Below are 14,897 nucleotides of genomic sequence, written 5' to 3' on the forward strand. Positions count from 1 at the left end.
ATGTCAGTTTGCTTGGTCATTGCTTATTCTCCTGTTATGGGATTATAAGCAGTTACACAGTTTTTAGGAAACTCCCTGATAGGGGCTTTTTTTATGCCATTAACACAACGACTTTTATAAACTTAACAATCAATCGCTTATTTTGCTAGCAACTCATCAAACTCAACTTGCTGTCCATCTGCCAATATCAGCGTACCCTCATTAATATTTATGGTCACGTCTTGTGCATTTCTAATCGCCCGCATGACGTTGATGTCCTCAATACTACTTTCGATAATAATCTTGCCGGACTGCTCGGGCTCAATAGACGGCGCAAACTTCGTCAGCGGTACATTGAACTTCTTACCTTGAGTCAGTTTGGCGTCTTGCATCATCAGCGTCCCTTGAAAGCTTTTAATAGGCACAGTGCCATGGTTCGACAGCATAAACTGTAGTTTTACTTGGTTTAAGCTATCGCTATCACTGGTCTTGACGGGTAGTAGGGCGATTGGATAATTTTGGATATTCGCACTTTCCGCTTTTTGACTGGTCACAATTGGGCTTTTTTTACCCGTTGGATTGTTAGGGTGTAGGCGCTCGTATTCGCGCTGTTGTACCAAGGCTTGCTTGATGGTGATACGCGGCATCGCACCAGACTCGTATGCACCACTGAGCTTCATCCGTAGCATATAGCGGCTAAGAACTTGCCTGTCGCTCTCAGGAAGCTGTGCAAAGGTTTTACCCAGCTTCTGCTGCCATTGGTCAGAGTTGGTCGGTATGGTCTGCTTAGTGGGGTCAGTTTGCGGCTGTGAGCAACCAGATAGCGAAAGCAGCGCTAAAGTAAGCGTGACCAATAAAGTTCTGTTCAGATACTGTCGTAAACCAATCATCACTTACCTCCTGATAAACCTTTATTAATTTTTGATAGTAGCGTTAATATACCGTTTTTTCGACTTCTCGTATTTAATTATAGCTAAATACTGTGTTAAATTTTGCAAGGTTAAAGTGTGTACTCAATCTGAACGAAATTGGCTGAATGGTCTAAAAATGATTAAATTTCCCCAAAATGTGTCAAATAACTGGTCAATATCTCAATAGTATCTGCGCTATTTTCCTTGTTTGACTGCGATTTATCTCATTTTTCTCATCATTTTAAAATGAGAATACGACCTAATTTTTTTAACAGAGGAGTATAAGGCGCATGATAATGAAGCGAATAGAAAGCGCTTTTATAAAAAAGGATTTTATAAAAAGAAGGTTTACAAAAATAAAAAGTAAGTAAGGATGTAAGTATTGAACGCCATAAAAAAGGCTAAACGCTATTAAGCAAACTTAGCCTTTTTCTATATAAAATTCTTCAATATGGTTAGTAGTAACGGACTAAAAGAATTGACGATAACAATATAGATTAATCGTTGTTCTGTAGCTTAGAGAGTGGGTGAGTGATATTGTTATTATGGGTTACCACAATGGCTTCATCGATGATGCGTTGACTGACACCGCGCTTACGCAAGGTCTCGATAAATACTTCGTCATGCGCTAAGGTATAATCTTGATGGTCACGGTCTAGACCTTGACGAATATATAGACGAATCAGTCCTTGGATACGTTTAAATCCCAACTCCGATGAGGTCGCTTCTAACAGCTCAATCATTTCTTCAGACAAGCGAATACTGACCGGACGCATGATTTTTTGCGGATGATCAGAAAACTTATTTTTTATACGTACAGGTATCATAATAAACCATTACTTTTAGTGAGTAGGAGTAAAGCACTCAGACGAAAACTGACTCAATCAAACTATCCTTACCATACAACAAAAACGCCTAAAAGAACACCACGGCAGTGCTAATATTATTACCATAAAACGGGCAACATAAAAAAACCTTCATCAAATAATGATGAAGGTTTTTAGTATATGGCTCTCCAACCTGGGCTCGAACCAGGGACACACGGATTAACAGTCCGTTGCTCTACCAACTGAGCTATTGGAGAATAAGCGGTCATAACGACAAGTTCAACAAACATGATGCTAAAAAGCATTGCTTGTTTGCGTTAAGAGGAGCACATTTTAGCCAAGTAGTTATAGGCTGTCAACCTTATTACGCCATTAATTATAAATATTGTCGTAATCTGTCAAAAATAACCGGTAATCCCTGATAAAACGAACTGCTTTGGCACATTTTGACCTTTACAATTTTTATTTATTGGCTAGGGCGTGTCTTCAATTCACTCAATAGTCATGCTAAATGAGCTAAAAATAGCTGAAATCCTTATCTATGCAGAATGATTATAAAATCATAATTGCAATTTAATCAGATAAATCGTGTAGATTTTCGACTTAGTATTTTGAATAATAAGACAATCGTTTGTATGCAATGAAACAAAATAGCATAAACCAGCCCTTCACATTGCTAAATTATTTCTATACAATACCGACCGTATGGTTTCTTTAATGCATACTCAAACTATTTATGCAGACTAACTTATGCTTAATCGAGAAGATATGCATGATTTGAAGCAGGTATCTTAACTATGAGTCCTACCACTATTGCTTACGGCTACCTAGCCATTGCTATCATTTGTGAAGTGATTGGCACGACATTTTTAGTAAAGTCAGAGCAGTTTACGCGTTTGGTGCCGACCCTGATTATGGGCGTGCTTTATGCTATCTCGTTTTACTTGTTGACCCAAACTCTCAAAACCATTCCGCTTGGTATCGCTTATGCGCTGTGGGGCGGATTGGGCATTGTTTTGACCTCGCTCGTGGGCTTGCTGTTTTTTAAGCAAAATCTCGATACCGCAGCGGTGGTAGGCATTGCGATGATTGTCGGCGGTGTCATTGTAATGAACTTACTGTCTAACTCTGTGGCGCACTGACAGGTAGGTGAAAACAAACATGGAAATAAAGATGGAAACAGAAAACCCTTATAAACGTAAAAAACAGCCAGAAATGGTGCGCCGTGCACTGCTAGATCAAGCGGCACGAATCACGTTAGAGCAGGGGCTGTCTAAAGTGACCTTTCAAGCCGTTGCTGATGCAGTCGGGGTGACCAAAGGTGGCGTGATGCATCACTTTGCTACTAAGAATGCGCTCATTCTTGAAGTGTTTCATGATGCGATGGCGAAGTTTGAGGCAGAAGTCAATCAAGCTATGGCGCAAGACCCTGTGCGTTATGGTTCTTTCACCCGCGCTTATATCGATGCCACGATTAGCTTGGGCGAAAAAGGGCAGGAAGAGTTTGATAATCAAGCCACTTTGTATGTATTGATGCTGGGTGATAGCGAGCTGCGTGAGTTGTGGGCTGCGTGGTCGAATGAGCAATTGGAAAAGCATAAAGCAACCGATAATACTGAAACGCTATGTATGGTGCGTTTGGTCGCTGATGGTATTTGGCTTTCTGATTTTTCAGGAATTAATATATCGGACAAAAAATCATTACGCGCGCGTTTGATAAAGATGACGCAACCTGAGAATGATTAAAACATAGCTCTCAAATAACTCATTAAAAAAACCTTAAGAAAGAACCACGTAAATTTTATTTTTTAAAACTTAAACAATGACGAAATTATTTGGTATAAGCGCTTTTTATAAAGCTGTTGCCAGTCGTCGACAGGAGAACTCATGACAGATTCAAAGACAAACCCAAATCCGAACCCAAATCTAAGTAACTTAACAGACATTATCGATTTAGAACAAGTACAAACCGCTTATATTAACGGTCGCTATCTGGCTGTCGATGAAACGCTGACTACTTTTGAAGATATTAATCCAGCGACGGGTGAAGTGCTCGCCACTATTCAGCAAACGACCGATGAGCAGATAGACGAAGCGGTAAAAGCGGCGCAAAAAGGTCAAAAAGTTTGGGCAGCGATGACGGCAGTTGAGCGTAGTCGTATTTTGTTAAATGCAGTAGCCATACTACGCGAACGCAACGATGTGCTGGCGTTACTTGAGACCAAAGACACGGGTAAAGCTTACTCTGAGACCAAGTATGTCGATATCGTCACTGGTGCTGATGTCGTTGAGTACTATGCAGGGCTTGCGCCAATGATTGAAGGTCGTCAGATTCCGCTGCGTGATAGCAGCTTTGTCTATACCCGTCAGGAACCACTCGGCGTGGTAGCCGGAATTGGCGCATGGAACTATCCTATCCAAATCGCTATGTGGAAGGCGGGTCCTGCGTTGGCCGCAGGTAATGCGATGATTTTTAAACCATCAGAAGTCACGCCATTAACCGCCTTAAAACTGGCAGAAATATTTACCGAAGCGGGTTTGCCAGATGGCGTCTTTAACGTCGTGCAGGGTAATTACGAAGTTGGCGAAGCATTAACCCAGCATCCTGATATTGCCAAAGTATCGTTTACTGGCGGTGTGCCGACTGGTAAAAAAGTCATGTCGAGTGCAGCATCATCGTCTCTTAAAGACGTGACCTTAGAGCTTGGTGGTAAGTCGCCATTAATCATATTTGAAGATGCCGATATCGATACCGCTGCTGACATTGCGATGATGGCGAACTTCTATAGCAGTGGTCAGGTCTGTACCAATGGCACGCGTGTATTTATTCCTAAAGCGCTACAAGCCAAATTTGAAGAGGCTATTTTAACGCGCGCCAATCGTATCAAATTGGGCGATCCAATGGATGAGAACATCAATATGGGTCCAATGGTCAGCTTTACGCACATGGACAGAGTGCTTGGCTATATCGAGCAAGGTAAAAAGGGTGGCGCGCGTCTATTGACTGGCGGCGAACGTATCACGTCAGGCGAACTTGCCAATGGCGCGTTTGTCGCCCCGACGGTGTTTACCGATTGCAGCGATGATATGACTATTGTACGTGAGGAAATCTTTGGCCCAGTGATGTCGATATTGACTTATGAGACCGAAGAAGAAGTCATTCGCCGTGCCAATGATACCGAGTACGGCTTGGCAGCAGGGGTGGTAACCGCTGATTTGACTCGCGCACATCGAGTGATCGGTCAGATTGAAGCCGGTATTTGCTGGTTAAATACTTGGGGTGAATCACCTGCACAAATGCCAGTTGGCGGTTATAAGCATTCGGGTATTGGCCGTGAGAATGGCATTGAAGCCCTTGAGCACTATACACAGACCAAATCTATTCAAGTAGAGTTGGGCGCGTTTGAGTCTGTATTTTAATAAATTGTATTTTATTAATTCTTATTTTAAACAGACTATATTATGGAGCATTTTATGACAACAACCACACCTGAGTATGACTACATCATTGTTGGCGCAGGCTCAGCAGGAAATGTGCTGGCTACGCGTTTGACCGAAGATGCCAACATTAAGGTGTTGCTGTTAGAAGCGGGTCGTCCAGACCATCGCTTAGACTTTCGCACGCAGATGCCAGCGGCGCTCGCCATGCCGTTGCAAGGCACCACTTATAACTGGGGCTACAAAACCGATCCCGAGCCGAATATGAATAATCGCGTGATGGACTGCGGTCGCGGTAAAGGGCTTGGTGGCTCATCGTTGATTAATGGTATGTGCTATATCCGTGGCAATGCGCTCGATTTTGACGATTGGGCGAAAATTAAAGGCTTAGAAGATTGGACCTATTCAGACTGTCTGCCTTACTTTAAAAAGCTAGAAAACTGCGATGCTGGCGAGAATGATTATCATGGCGTGGGTGGTCCAGTTGAGATGACTACTTCAAAGCCAGGAGTCAATCCGCTGTTTGAAGCGATGATTGAAGCGGGCGTGCAAGCTGGCTATCCAAGCACTGATGACCTAAATGGCTATCAGCAAGAAGGCTTTGGGCCAATGGATCGCTTTGTGACGCCCAATGGTCGCCGCGCATCAACGGCTCGCGGTTATCTTGACCGTGCCAAGCCGCGTAGCAATATCACGATTTTGACTGGTGCATTGACTGATGTGATTTTGTTCGATGGCAAGCGTGCTGTCGGTGTCAAAGTAGAACATCAAGGTCAAACTAAAAACTTTTACGCATCTCGTGAAGTGATTGTTTCATCGGGCGCGATTGCCACACCGCAACTGTTGCAGCGCTCTGGCATTGGTCCTGGTCAATGGCTTAAAGATTTGGACGTGACTGAGATTTTAGATTTGCCGGGTGTCGGTAATAATCTACAAGACCATTTAGAGCTGTATATGCAGTATGAATGTAAGCTACCGGTCTCAATTGCACCTGCCAATAAATGGTGGAACAAGCCAGCGATTGGTGCGGAATGGCTATTTAATGGCACAGGGCTTGGTGCTTCAAATCAGTTTGAAGGTGGCGGCTTTATCCGTACCGATGAGAAATTTACGCATCCTAATATTCAGTATCATTTCTTGCCGTTAGCAGTGCGTTATGATGGTCGTAGCGCGGTCAAATCACATAGCTTCCAAGCGCATGTCGGTTCATTGCGCTCGCCAAGTCGTGGTCGTGTCAAGCTGATCTCAAAAGACCCAAGCGCGCATCCAAGTATCTTATTTAACTATATGTCTCATGACCAAGACTGGCAAGAGTTCCGTGCTGCCATGCGCATCACTCGTGAGATTATGCATCAGCCAGCGCTTGACCCTTATCGTGGACGTGCTATTGCGCCGACCGATGATCTAGTGACCGATGCGCAGTTAGATGAATATGTCCGTAACCATAGTGAGACGGCTTATCATCCTTCTTGTACTTGTCCAATGGGCGAAGGTAATGATTCGGTCGTCAATGGCGAAGGGCTAGTGCACGGTATTAGTGGCTTGCGAGTCGTTGATGCGTCTATCATGCCAAATATAATTAGTGGTAATCTTAACGCGACGACTATTATGTTGGCAGAAAAAATCGTTGATAAGATGCGCGGTGTACAGCTGCCACGCTCAACAGCGGACTATTATACGGCCAATGGTGCACCATTGAGAGCTGAGCCGATGCGTGCTTATGGTTCTGTTTAAATTAAATATTAATAAGAAGGCCTTTTTACATAAAGGTCTTTTTTATCCGCGCTAATGTTAAGCAGATGAAGCCTTTATAGCTGCCTCTGTTTATCGTTTGCTTTGCTATTTTTCTAACAGTTTAAAGGTAGCAAATTTTATTTATTGGTACTGCTTTGTGCGTCATGCGGTTATTTATATGTCATGCGGTTATCAGTCATAAGGTTATGACGGACAAAGCAATATCAGACCCTGTTTAATTTACCTATTGAGGTCTTTTATGTACAGCTCGCCATCAAAAGATGCGACGAAACCCCTGACTCTAAATAAGACGGTTTTTTTAGGTTCAGCTATTATTTCTATTTTATTAATCATCTGGACAATTGCATTTCCAGATTATAGTGAGGCATTATTAAGCTCAAGTATGGCATGGGTATCAGAGAGTTTTGGCTGGTATTACATGTTGGTAGTTGCCGCTTATAGTATATTTGCGTTATTCGTTGGCTTCTCCAAGTATGGTGATATCAAGCTTGGTCAAGATCATGAAAAAGCTCAGTTTCCCTTTCTAGCGTGGGCGGCGATGCTGTTCTCTGCTGGTATCGGCATTGATTTATTGTTCTTTGGTGCGTCTGAGCCGTTGATGCATTATCTAACGCCGCATACGGGGCTCGAGCCTGCCAGTGAGGCGGCCATGCGTGAAGCACTTGCGCAGACCTTTTTACATTGGGGTCTACATGGCTGGGGCATTTATGCGCTAATCGGGATGGCATTGGCGTACTTTGCTTATCGCAAAAACATGCCATTAGCTTTGCGTTCACCACTGACGCCTATCTTTGGCGAGCGCTTAATTAAAGGCTGGCTTGGTGATGGTATCGATACCTTTGGTGTGGTTTGTACCTTGATGGGTATCGCGACCAGTTTGGGTATTGGTGTATTGCAAGCCAATGCGGGTTTGACTCATGTGTTTGGGATTGAATCCAGCAAAATGGTTCAAACCTTTATCATCATAGGTGTGGTCGCTGCCGCAGCGATCTCTGCGATGACTGGTGTGGAAAGAGGCGTCCGCCGTTTATCCGAATTTAATATGCTATCGTCGATATTGCTATTAATCGCGATATTGGTGATGGGTCACACGGTATATTTGCTGAATACCTTTACCCAAAATATTGGTCAATACTTCCAAACCATCGTTTTCAAAACCTTTGATGTGTATGCCTATGACGGTACTGCTGGTGCCGATTGGAAATCAGGCTGGACGATATTTTTCTGGGCATGGTGGGTCGCTTGGGCGCCATTTGTAGGTTTGTTTATCGCGCGTATTAGCCGTGGTCGTACCTTGCGTGAGTTTGTGTTTGGCGTGATGTTTATCCCACTTGGTTTCATTTTTGCATGGTTCTCTATCTTTGGTAATTCAGCGATAGATTTGGTCGCCAATGGTGCAACCGAGCTTGGCGAAATCGCTGTTAATGATGCAGCGATGGGTATGTTTGCCTTGTTTGAGTACTTTCCTTACAGCGAAGTGCTATCATTTGCCGGTGTTGTGATTGGGTTAGTATTCTTTGTGACTTCAGCTGACTCAGGCGCTTTAGTATTGGCAAACCTAAGCTCAAGAGGCATGACCAATGATACCGACGCACCAGTTTGGTTACGCTTATTTTGGGCAGCAGCGACCGGTCTTATTACCTTAGGCTTATTGTTTGCTGGTGGTTTTGCCTCATTACAGTCAGTATCTGTGATTGCCGGTTTGCCATTCTCGCTTATTTTAGTCCTTTATATGGTGGCGATGTGGAGATCATTAAAAGAAGAGGGCAATAAGCGCAAAGCCAGTACGATTGGTACGGCTAACGTGCTCGATAGCGGTAAGAGCTGGAAAGCTCGCTTGCAACGTATTGTCAGCTTCCCTAAACATGCACAAGTTGAACGGTTTTTACAAAATGTGGTCAGACCTGCCATGACGGAAGTTGAAAAAGAATTTGCCGCAGGTGGTCTAAAGACGTCTTTGGATATCCGTAACCCTGAACATATCGGGCAAGATATAGATGAGGGTATGGACGAGAGTAGCGGTCAAATAGATGGTCTCAAATTGCGTGTTGGACATGGCGATGAAGATGACTTTATTTATGAAGTTAATTTGATCAAAGCTGAGCGTCCTAACTTTACATTGAGCACCTCAACTAAGAATGCAGAGTACTATTATCGTGCCGAAGTGTTCTTAAGCGAAGGCTCGCAAGAGTATGACTTGGTGGGCTACTCTAAAGAGCAAGTATTGGTCGATATCTTAAATCAGTACGAGCGTCATTTGCAGTATCTACATTTAGAGCGTTAATGGATTCATTGGCAATCGCGTATAAAACTATCTATACGTGGTAGGTTCTAAATAAAAGTATTGTAAGAGATAACCCCATAAGTTGGATTCAACTTATGGGGTTTATTTATGAACCAATGATAGGCAGATAGTAGATATAGGGTAAAATCTAGACAGACAAAATTTGAAGTACCAGCAAAGGATAAATTTGTGACCACATTAAAGTACATCGCTCATTATTCTGAGCAAATTCAAACCCAAGCCGCGTTACTCATTAGTGAAGGTAAACTGGGCGCTTATCTAGCAAAAAAGTATCCTATTCAGCACCAAGTACAAAGCGATAAAGCACTTTATCAGTATATCAATGAGATAAAAAACCAATATATGCGCAAAGTTGGCCCGTTATCGAATGTCAGTTATAGCAGTAAATTAAAAGTCTTAAAACATGCGCTGGGTATTCATACCACTCAGTCTCGCGTACAGGGCAGTAAGCTGAAATCGCATAATAGCATCACCGTGGCGAGCTTATTTCAAGAAGCGCCGCCTGAGTTTTTGCGCATGATTGTTGTGCATGAGTTGGCACATTTTAAAGAGCATGAGCATAACAAAGCGTTTTATCAATTATGCTGCCATATGGAGCCTGAATATCACCAGTTTGAGCTAGATACGCGGCTTTGGTTGCACTGGCGAGAGTTGTAGCCCTAATAACGTTCATAGTAATCTTAATAACAGCCATATAAATATCGTGTCCTTTTCTGTGGCAATCATCTGAGCCGCTAGGGCGTGTCCTCAATTCAATTGATCATATCTAAACGGGCTAAAAATGGCTAAATTTTGCCAAACATCGTTAAATAGCTGGTTAATATCCCGATATTATCTGCGCTATTTTCCTTGTTTGACTGCAATTTATCTCATTTTTATCACCATTTTTAAAATGAGGACACGCCCTAGAATTACGTTATAATCCTAACCAAATAATCTATACCCCAAGTTAATAAAAGGTTGTAAGCAATGATTAATACCAAAATATATAAATCTATTTATAAGTTAGCTGAAGAGTTATTGGAGGCCGACCGTATAGGCAATCAAGCAGCGTTTGATGCGTTTTATGCTGAGCTAAAAGCCATCTGTACTGATAACGAAAACACAGACAAAGATCATCCAGAGCAGTGGGAAACGCTTGCTGACTTTACAGAAGATTTGGACGAAGCACTGGTCCTTTATGACAAAGCACTAACCAAAGCCACGGCGATCAATTCGAAAGATCATCTGTCGTCGATTGCTTTTTCTATGGCGGTGCTACAGCTTGAGACAGGTAACAAAGAAGCGGCTATTCAAAGTCTGCAAAATGCCAAAATCACTGCCAATAAGATTGAAGATAAAGAGTTTAAGGTTGAGATAGACGAGCTGCTGACCAAGTTATTGGCTGAATAATCTTTATTGAGCAGGAATGATTTGTTATGCAAAACCTACCTATTGTGATTGTTGGCGGTGGCTTAAGTGGTCTATATGCGGCATTTTTATTAGAGCAACGAGGCATCGATTATATATTGCTTGAGGCACGTGATAGAGTGGGCGGGCGCATCGCTATTGCGAAATCATCAGTAGATCAGAATGCTAGTAGTCAAAGTGTGGATAATGAAAAATCAAACGATGGCTTCGACTTAGGGCCCTCGTGGTTTTGGCCAGAGTATCAGCCGCAATTAAGTGATTTGATTGAGGCATTAGATTTGACACGTTTCGCTCAGTTCGAAGAAGGCGACATGATGGTTGAGCGTGCTGCCAATGAGTTACCTAGCCGTACTCAAAGCTATCAGAGTTCGCCACCATCTATGCGCCTCGTGGGTGGAATGACGGCTCTAACTGATGCTTTATACGCGCGCTTAGATGCCAAGCGTATCGTAACGCGACAGATAGTAAGGCGCTTAACCAAGACTGATCACTATATCAAAATAGAGAGCGAATGCAGCTCTGAACACATGACAAATGGTCAAATAACTACTTATCGAGCGCAGCATGTGTTGCTTGCGCTACCGCCTCGCTTGGCGGTCAGTAATATCATATTTGAACCTGCTTTACCGCTAGATGTAGCAAATGAATGGCAAGAGACTGCGACGTGGATGGCGCCACATGCCAAATATGTGGCGGTTTATGATTCACCATTTTGGCGGAATCAAGGACTATCGGGTTCAGCGCGCAGTGCAGTAGGACCGCTTACTGAGATTCATGATGCGTCCTTGCTAGAGGGCGATGGGGCATTATTTGGCTTCTTTGGGGTTCCTGCTCATGTTCGCCAAAGCGTCTCTGAAACAGAGCTGAAAGCCCATTGCCGAGCGCAGCTGGTACGTCTATTTGGGGTGCAGGCAGAGACACCAACGGCTGAATATCTAAAAGATTGGGCGCAAGACCCATTGACTGCAATACCTGCTGATGCCAGTGGCACAGATCAGCATGCCGTAGCACCTACTGCCAAGCCAAAAACAGGCATATGGCAAGATGGTATAACGGGCAGCGCAAGTGAATGGTCAGAAGCATTTCCTGGTTATATCGCTGGTGCTATCGACGCAGCAAATAGGGCGGTACAAACTTTGCTTGATGTTATATTGTAGTCTGCAATTATTTGCCAATACATGGCGAAATTGTCTAACCTAGAACGACTAGGCGTCAAAAATTTCACTGCGTATTGTCTAAAAAATAGCCACCGCCACTGCCACATTTGAATGTTCAACAGACCCTAGACACTAAAAAAATAACCCAACCTTATTAAGAAATCGGCCTATAAAAGACCGATTTTTTGGTTAATTATTTGATGAGGTCGTACGGACAATAGTATGTTCAGCATCCTCTAAATCTACATCTAAAACTTAAAAGAACGATTTATCAAAAGTCTGCTTTAAGCTCTTAGGCTCTTGGCGTTTGACATCATTAAGTTTATGACGAGTCTCCGACGCGATCTGATAAGCTTTTAGGCGCGACTGTTGTAGATTACCAATAGGCCGGTTTTCTGCTAAGCAGCGAAACGGTGTAAAGGACAAGTTCTCCATAATCTCAAAATTGCCATCATCTGGCACATCTTGACACGGAATCGTCAATGTTGCGACCGTCACAAAGGGCGCGTCAGACTCTTTCCATTCAGTCGTAATCTCTTCAATGGGTTGCTTTTTCAGGTTACGGCAAAGCTGAATCTGGACGTCAAACTGATAATCATGCTCACGTATCTCTTCGATGATCAATGGACGAATCGCTTCTTGGCTTGCGTTAACATCTAAATCACGGCGAGTTATCTTCTTAGTAGATGCTGCTGTTGGCGTAACTCTGATTTTGGCCATGTAATCACCATGACGTACTACTCCTTGCGAGTGAAAATCGTAAAGTAAGGTGTTTTTAGACTCAATCGTCGTAAAACCGCCGAGCGCTTTAAACGTTTTAAATGATTCTTTGCTTGGTAGTCTTGAGCCGTAATTGGTTAGCCAGTTAAAAGCCAGTTTTGCTTTGCCTCTCGCGCCTTTTTCAGCATACTCCGGTAGCTCTAAAAAAAGCTTAGAGATATAGGCATAATCTTCGATTCTATTACAGAAGAACACCGGATGATTGATCAAGTTAAAATCAAAAGTCGTACTATCTTCTTCACCTGGTGCTAGCTTCTCGCCCGGTACATCAAAAACTTTGATAGCCAGTCCTTGTGCTAACCCTAATTTACGGTCAGGTGAAACGCGTGAGGCGCCATTAGAAAAACGAATCACGGCATCATGAATGCCTGATGTGGCATACAGACCTTGGGCATATTCTTTTGGGATATTATCCAAAATCTCAAACTTAGCTTTGAGTGCGCAATAGCCTTTGGCATGGGCATCGCGGGTATGGTAACCAATATTACTGGCATCGTCGCTCCTAGCGATGTATTTCTTGATATCATCGGTAATCACACGAATGTTCTGCTCATCTTTTGCTGTTAGCTGAATATACTTAGCATCGTAAGGCGTAAATTTGGCTTTAAATAATTTCTTTAACATGGTTTTTCCTATTTATTATAATAGTGGGGGTGTTGAAATGGTTGAACAGCACCGAGAGATAGATTGATAAAAAGTTTATAGCTTTTATTTAAAGAGCGAACAATTGTAAGATATAAATAAGTAATAGAATGTACGAAACCTGTAGGATTATTATCCTATTACGACAGCTGGCTGATCCATTTTAGTGCTGATAAGCTTGGTATAAATAAATACTCACCGCCGTACAAGGTATTAAAAGTTTCGATACCATGATAGCGTTTGCGAATAGGATCATCAGGCACAGTAAAAGTATTCGCATCGCTGTTTTTATTACTATGATGCAAACCTATCATTGGATCTTTTTCTTCTCCTAGGCTCATAAAGTTGCCGTCGTTAATCCACTGTGATTGTAAGAATTCGACTGTTTCCATCGCATGAGCATTGATACCAATAAAAAATAAACCGCGCTCTTTGCCATCGTCTTCGGTCACATCAGGCGGTAATACTTCGCCAAAGCCGACGCTACGTCTGACAATTCTATGAATTCGTACATCAGATAAAATAAAGTCCTTACTGTCTCTTGGGTTCATGCGCCGTGCATGGGCACCGAAGGGACATTTTTTACCGTAGGGATCGTCTTTATAGCCGAAATCATTGTTACGGCTTGCATCGTCTCCCAACGCTTCGTCATCATGATCAGGGGACAAGTCGAGGGGCGCACCAGAACGCCAGCGTCCCCACATTTTTGCGCCTAAAAGCTCAGCTTCTTCCTCGCTATCGGTGTTATCTTTGCGGAATTTATTGAAGGCAGCAACATGGCTATTATAAGCACGTAGTACCATAAACGAGCCATTTTTGCCCAAGATCTCTGGCTGCGGCATCGGTGGAATCGTGCCAGCTTCTCCTTCATAACCCAAGACAAACTCACCCGCTGCGATGGCTTCGTTCGTGCTACTCGGCGGCGTTTGGATACCACTGCCTTTAATCTCTGGATTACTGATACCATCACGATAGCCAAAGACATTTTTGACATTGTTGTCAGAACCAAAATCGTGTTCCATGAGGATTTCGATATCACCGTTGGCAGGATGCTCATAGTCGATATGCGTTTGCATGTTTTCTTTTAGTTCAGCAAGTTTTGCTTGCCATTTTTCTTTGCTATCGGCAATGATTGCAGCGCAAACATGGATATCCCCTTTATCACCAAAAGGTGCCATCCAGTTTTCAGGATCATTGCCATCGGTATCGCGCAACTTATCGGCACGATTCGCCATACCTGCTTTAAAGGAATCAGGAAAACTCTCTAAGGAGGATTGCGGCACACCCAATGCTTCTAGCCCCTCATAAGTCATAACGATAGACAGTGTCGCTTGCATGTCTTTATGCCACTCTTTGCTGCCCGTCACATCGGGCAAAACTTGGGCAAGCATTTGTCGTCCAACGGCGGCATTATTGACTTTGACGGCGATAACTGTACCGAAATAAGGGCTAGGGCGCTCACGCAAAATAAGAGATTGAATGTCTTCTAGCTGCATATCGACCAGATTGGGATTGAATACGCCGCGCGCTTTACGGGCAAACATCTCAATATTATCGCCAACGTCTTCTTTAATAATTTGGAGCCACGAATCGAATTTACTGTCTTCAATACGATTGCCAAACTCATCTTTTAAGTCATGCAACTTATTGGTCAACTCTGTTAGTGGTTTTTTATTATTAATATTACTCATAG

Annotated in this window: 12 protein-coding genes and 1 tRNA gene; 8 read left to right on the top strand and 5 right to left on the bottom strand. The window is 43.1% G+C overall.

What is annotated here, in order from left to right; all coding sequences use genetic code 11:
* Nucleotides 1–137: 137 nt before the first annotated feature.
* From AAEY80_RS11875 to AAEY80_RS11885, 3 genes are all read right to left on the bottom strand, one after another.
* Nucleotides 138–869: a hypothetical protein gene (locus AAEY80_RS11875; RefSeq protein WP_217271608.1), complete on the bottom strand. Its 732-nt coding sequence runs from the start codon at nucleotides 867–869 to the stop codon at nucleotides 138–140.
* 518 nt (nucleotides 870–1,387) lie between these two features.
* Nucleotides 1,388–1,717 carry a CopG family transcriptional regulator gene (locus AAEY80_RS11880; RefSeq protein ID WP_173238984.1) on the bottom strand — a complete coding sequence of 110 codons (330 nt, stop codon included), beginning with the start codon at nucleotides 1,715–1,717 and terminating at the stop codon, nucleotides 1,388–1,390.
* A 181-nt stretch (nucleotides 1,718–1,898) separates the two neighbouring features.
* A tRNA-Asn gene (locus tag AAEY80_RS11885) sits at nucleotides 1,899–1,974 on the bottom strand.
* A 540-nt stretch (nucleotides 1,975–2,514) separates the two neighbouring features.
* Between AAEY80_RS11885 and AAEY80_RS11890 the strand changes: the two genes are divergently transcribed.
* From AAEY80_RS11890 to AAEY80_RS11925, 8 genes are all read left to right on the top strand, one after another.
* Nucleotides 2,515–2,859, top strand: a complete 345-nt coding sequence (locus AAEY80_RS11890) for a DMT family transporter (RefSeq protein WP_201576642.1) — start codon at nucleotides 2,515–2,517, stop codon at nucleotides 2,857–2,859.
* Between the two features lie 31 nt (nucleotides 2,860–2,890).
* Nucleotides 2,891–3,463 carry a TetR/AcrR family transcriptional regulator gene (locus AAEY80_RS11895; protein WP_025650604.1) on the top strand — a complete coding sequence of 191 codons (573 nt, stop codon included), beginning with the start codon at nucleotides 2,891–2,893 and terminating at the stop codon, nucleotides 3,461–3,463.
* A gap of 141 nt (nucleotides 3,464–3,604) precedes the next feature.
* Complete coding sequence (gene betB / locus AAEY80_RS11900) at nucleotides 3,605–5,137, top strand: betaine-aldehyde dehydrogenase (protein WP_227687584.1); 1,533 nt, start codon at nucleotides 3,605–3,607, stop codon at nucleotides 5,135–5,137.
* A gap of 54 nt (nucleotides 5,138–5,191) precedes the next feature.
* Nucleotides 5,192–6,889, top strand: coding sequence for a choline dehydrogenase (gene betA / locus AAEY80_RS11905; protein ID WP_201576651.1), 1,698 nt, complete (start codon nucleotides 5,192–5,194; stop codon nucleotides 6,887–6,889).
* A gap of 259 nt (nucleotides 6,890–7,148) precedes the next feature.
* The gene (betT, locus tag AAEY80_RS11910; RefSeq protein WP_201576653.1) at nucleotides 7,149–9,194 is read left to right on the top strand and encodes a choline BCCT transporter BetT; all 2,046 of its coding nucleotides are present in this window, start codon (nucleotides 7,149–7,151) and stop codon (nucleotides 9,192–9,194) included.
* A 189-nt stretch (nucleotides 9,195–9,383) separates the two neighbouring features.
* Nucleotides 9,384–9,872 (top strand): M48 metallopeptidase family protein, encoded by a 489-nt coding sequence (locus AAEY80_RS11915; protein ID WP_025650600.1) that lies wholly within the window; start codon nucleotides 9,384–9,386, stop codon nucleotides 9,870–9,872.
* Between the two features lie 312 nt (nucleotides 9,873–10,184).
* Nucleotides 10,185–10,607, top strand: a complete 423-nt coding sequence (locus tag AAEY80_RS11920; protein WP_173238980.1) for a tetratricopeptide repeat protein — start codon at nucleotides 10,185–10,187, stop codon at nucleotides 10,605–10,607.
* 26 nt (nucleotides 10,608–10,633) lie between these two features.
* Entirely contained in the window at nucleotides 10,634–11,782 is a 1,149-nt protein-coding gene (locus AAEY80_RS11925) for a flavin monoamine oxidase family protein (RefSeq protein ID WP_025650598.1), read from the top strand.
* A 255-nt stretch (nucleotides 11,783–12,037) separates the two neighbouring features.
* On the opposite strand, the gene AAEY80_RS11930 is transcribed toward AAEY80_RS11925, so the two are convergent.
* Together AAEY80_RS11930 and AAEY80_RS11935 are read right to left on the bottom strand one after the other, a co-directional pair.
* Nucleotides 12,038–13,186, bottom strand: coding sequence for a catalase family protein (locus AAEY80_RS11930; protein WP_025650597.1), 1,149 nt, complete (start codon nucleotides 13,184–13,186; stop codon nucleotides 12,038–12,040).
* Between the two features lie 158 nt (nucleotides 13,187–13,344).
* A complete protein-coding gene (locus AAEY80_RS11935; protein WP_084212254.1) occupies nucleotides 13,345–14,895 on the bottom strand; it encodes a Dyp-type peroxidase in 1,551 nt (516 codons plus the stop codon).
* Nucleotides 14,896–14,897 lie beyond the last annotated feature (2 nt).

Origin of the sequence: Psychrobacter sp. 78a-MNA-CIBAN-0178 (genome assembly GCF_040309625.1) — a bacterium.
GTDB classification, from domain to species: Bacteria; Pseudomonadota; Gammaproteobacteria; order Pseudomonadales; family Moraxellaceae; genus Psychrobacter; species Psychrobacter okhotskensis.

What these genes read in the sequence shown, in the direction of transcription:
- AAEY80_RS11930 (WP_025650597.1), bottom strand. Translation starts at nt 13,186, where the DNA reads ATGTTAAAGAAATTATTTAAAGCCAAATTTACGCCTTACGATGCTAAG.
- AAEY80_RS11895 (WP_025650604.1), top strand. Translation starts at nt 2,891, where the DNA reads ATGGAAACAGAAAACCCTTATAAACGTAAAAAACAGCCAGAAATGGTG.
- betB (WP_227687584.1), top strand. Translation starts at nt 3,605, where the DNA reads ATGACAGATTCAAAGACAAACCCAAATCCGAACCCAAATCTAAGTAAC.
- AAEY80_RS11935 (WP_084212254.1), bottom strand. Translation starts at nt 14,895, where the DNA reads ATGAGTAATATTAATAATAAAAAACCACTAACAGAGTTGACCAATAAG.
- AAEY80_RS11925 (WP_025650598.1), top strand. Translation starts at nt 10,634, where the DNA reads ATGCAAAACCTACCTATTGTGATTGTTGGCGGTGGCTTAAGTGGTCTA.
- betT (WP_201576653.1), top strand. Translation starts at nt 7,149, where the DNA reads ATGTACAGCTCGCCATCAAAAGATGCGACGAAACCCCTGACTCTAAAT.
- AAEY80_RS11890 (WP_201576642.1), top strand. Translation starts at nt 2,515, where the DNA reads ATGAGTCCTACCACTATTGCTTACGGCTACCTAGCCATTGCTATCATT.
- betA (WP_201576651.1), top strand. Translation starts at nt 5,192, where the DNA reads ATGACAACAACCACACCTGAGTATGACTACATCATTGTTGGCGCAGGC.
- AAEY80_RS11875 (WP_217271608.1), bottom strand. Translation starts at nt 869, where the DNA reads ATGATTGGTTTACGACAGTATCTGAACAGAACTTTATTGGTCACGCTT.
- AAEY80_RS11880 (WP_173238984.1), bottom strand. Translation starts at nt 1,717, where the DNA reads ATGATACCTGTACGTATAAAAAATAAGTTTTCTGATCATCCGCAAAAA.
- AAEY80_RS11920 (WP_173238980.1), top strand. Translation starts at nt 10,185, where the DNA reads ATGATTAATACCAAAATATATAAATCTATTTATAAGTTAGCTGAAGAG.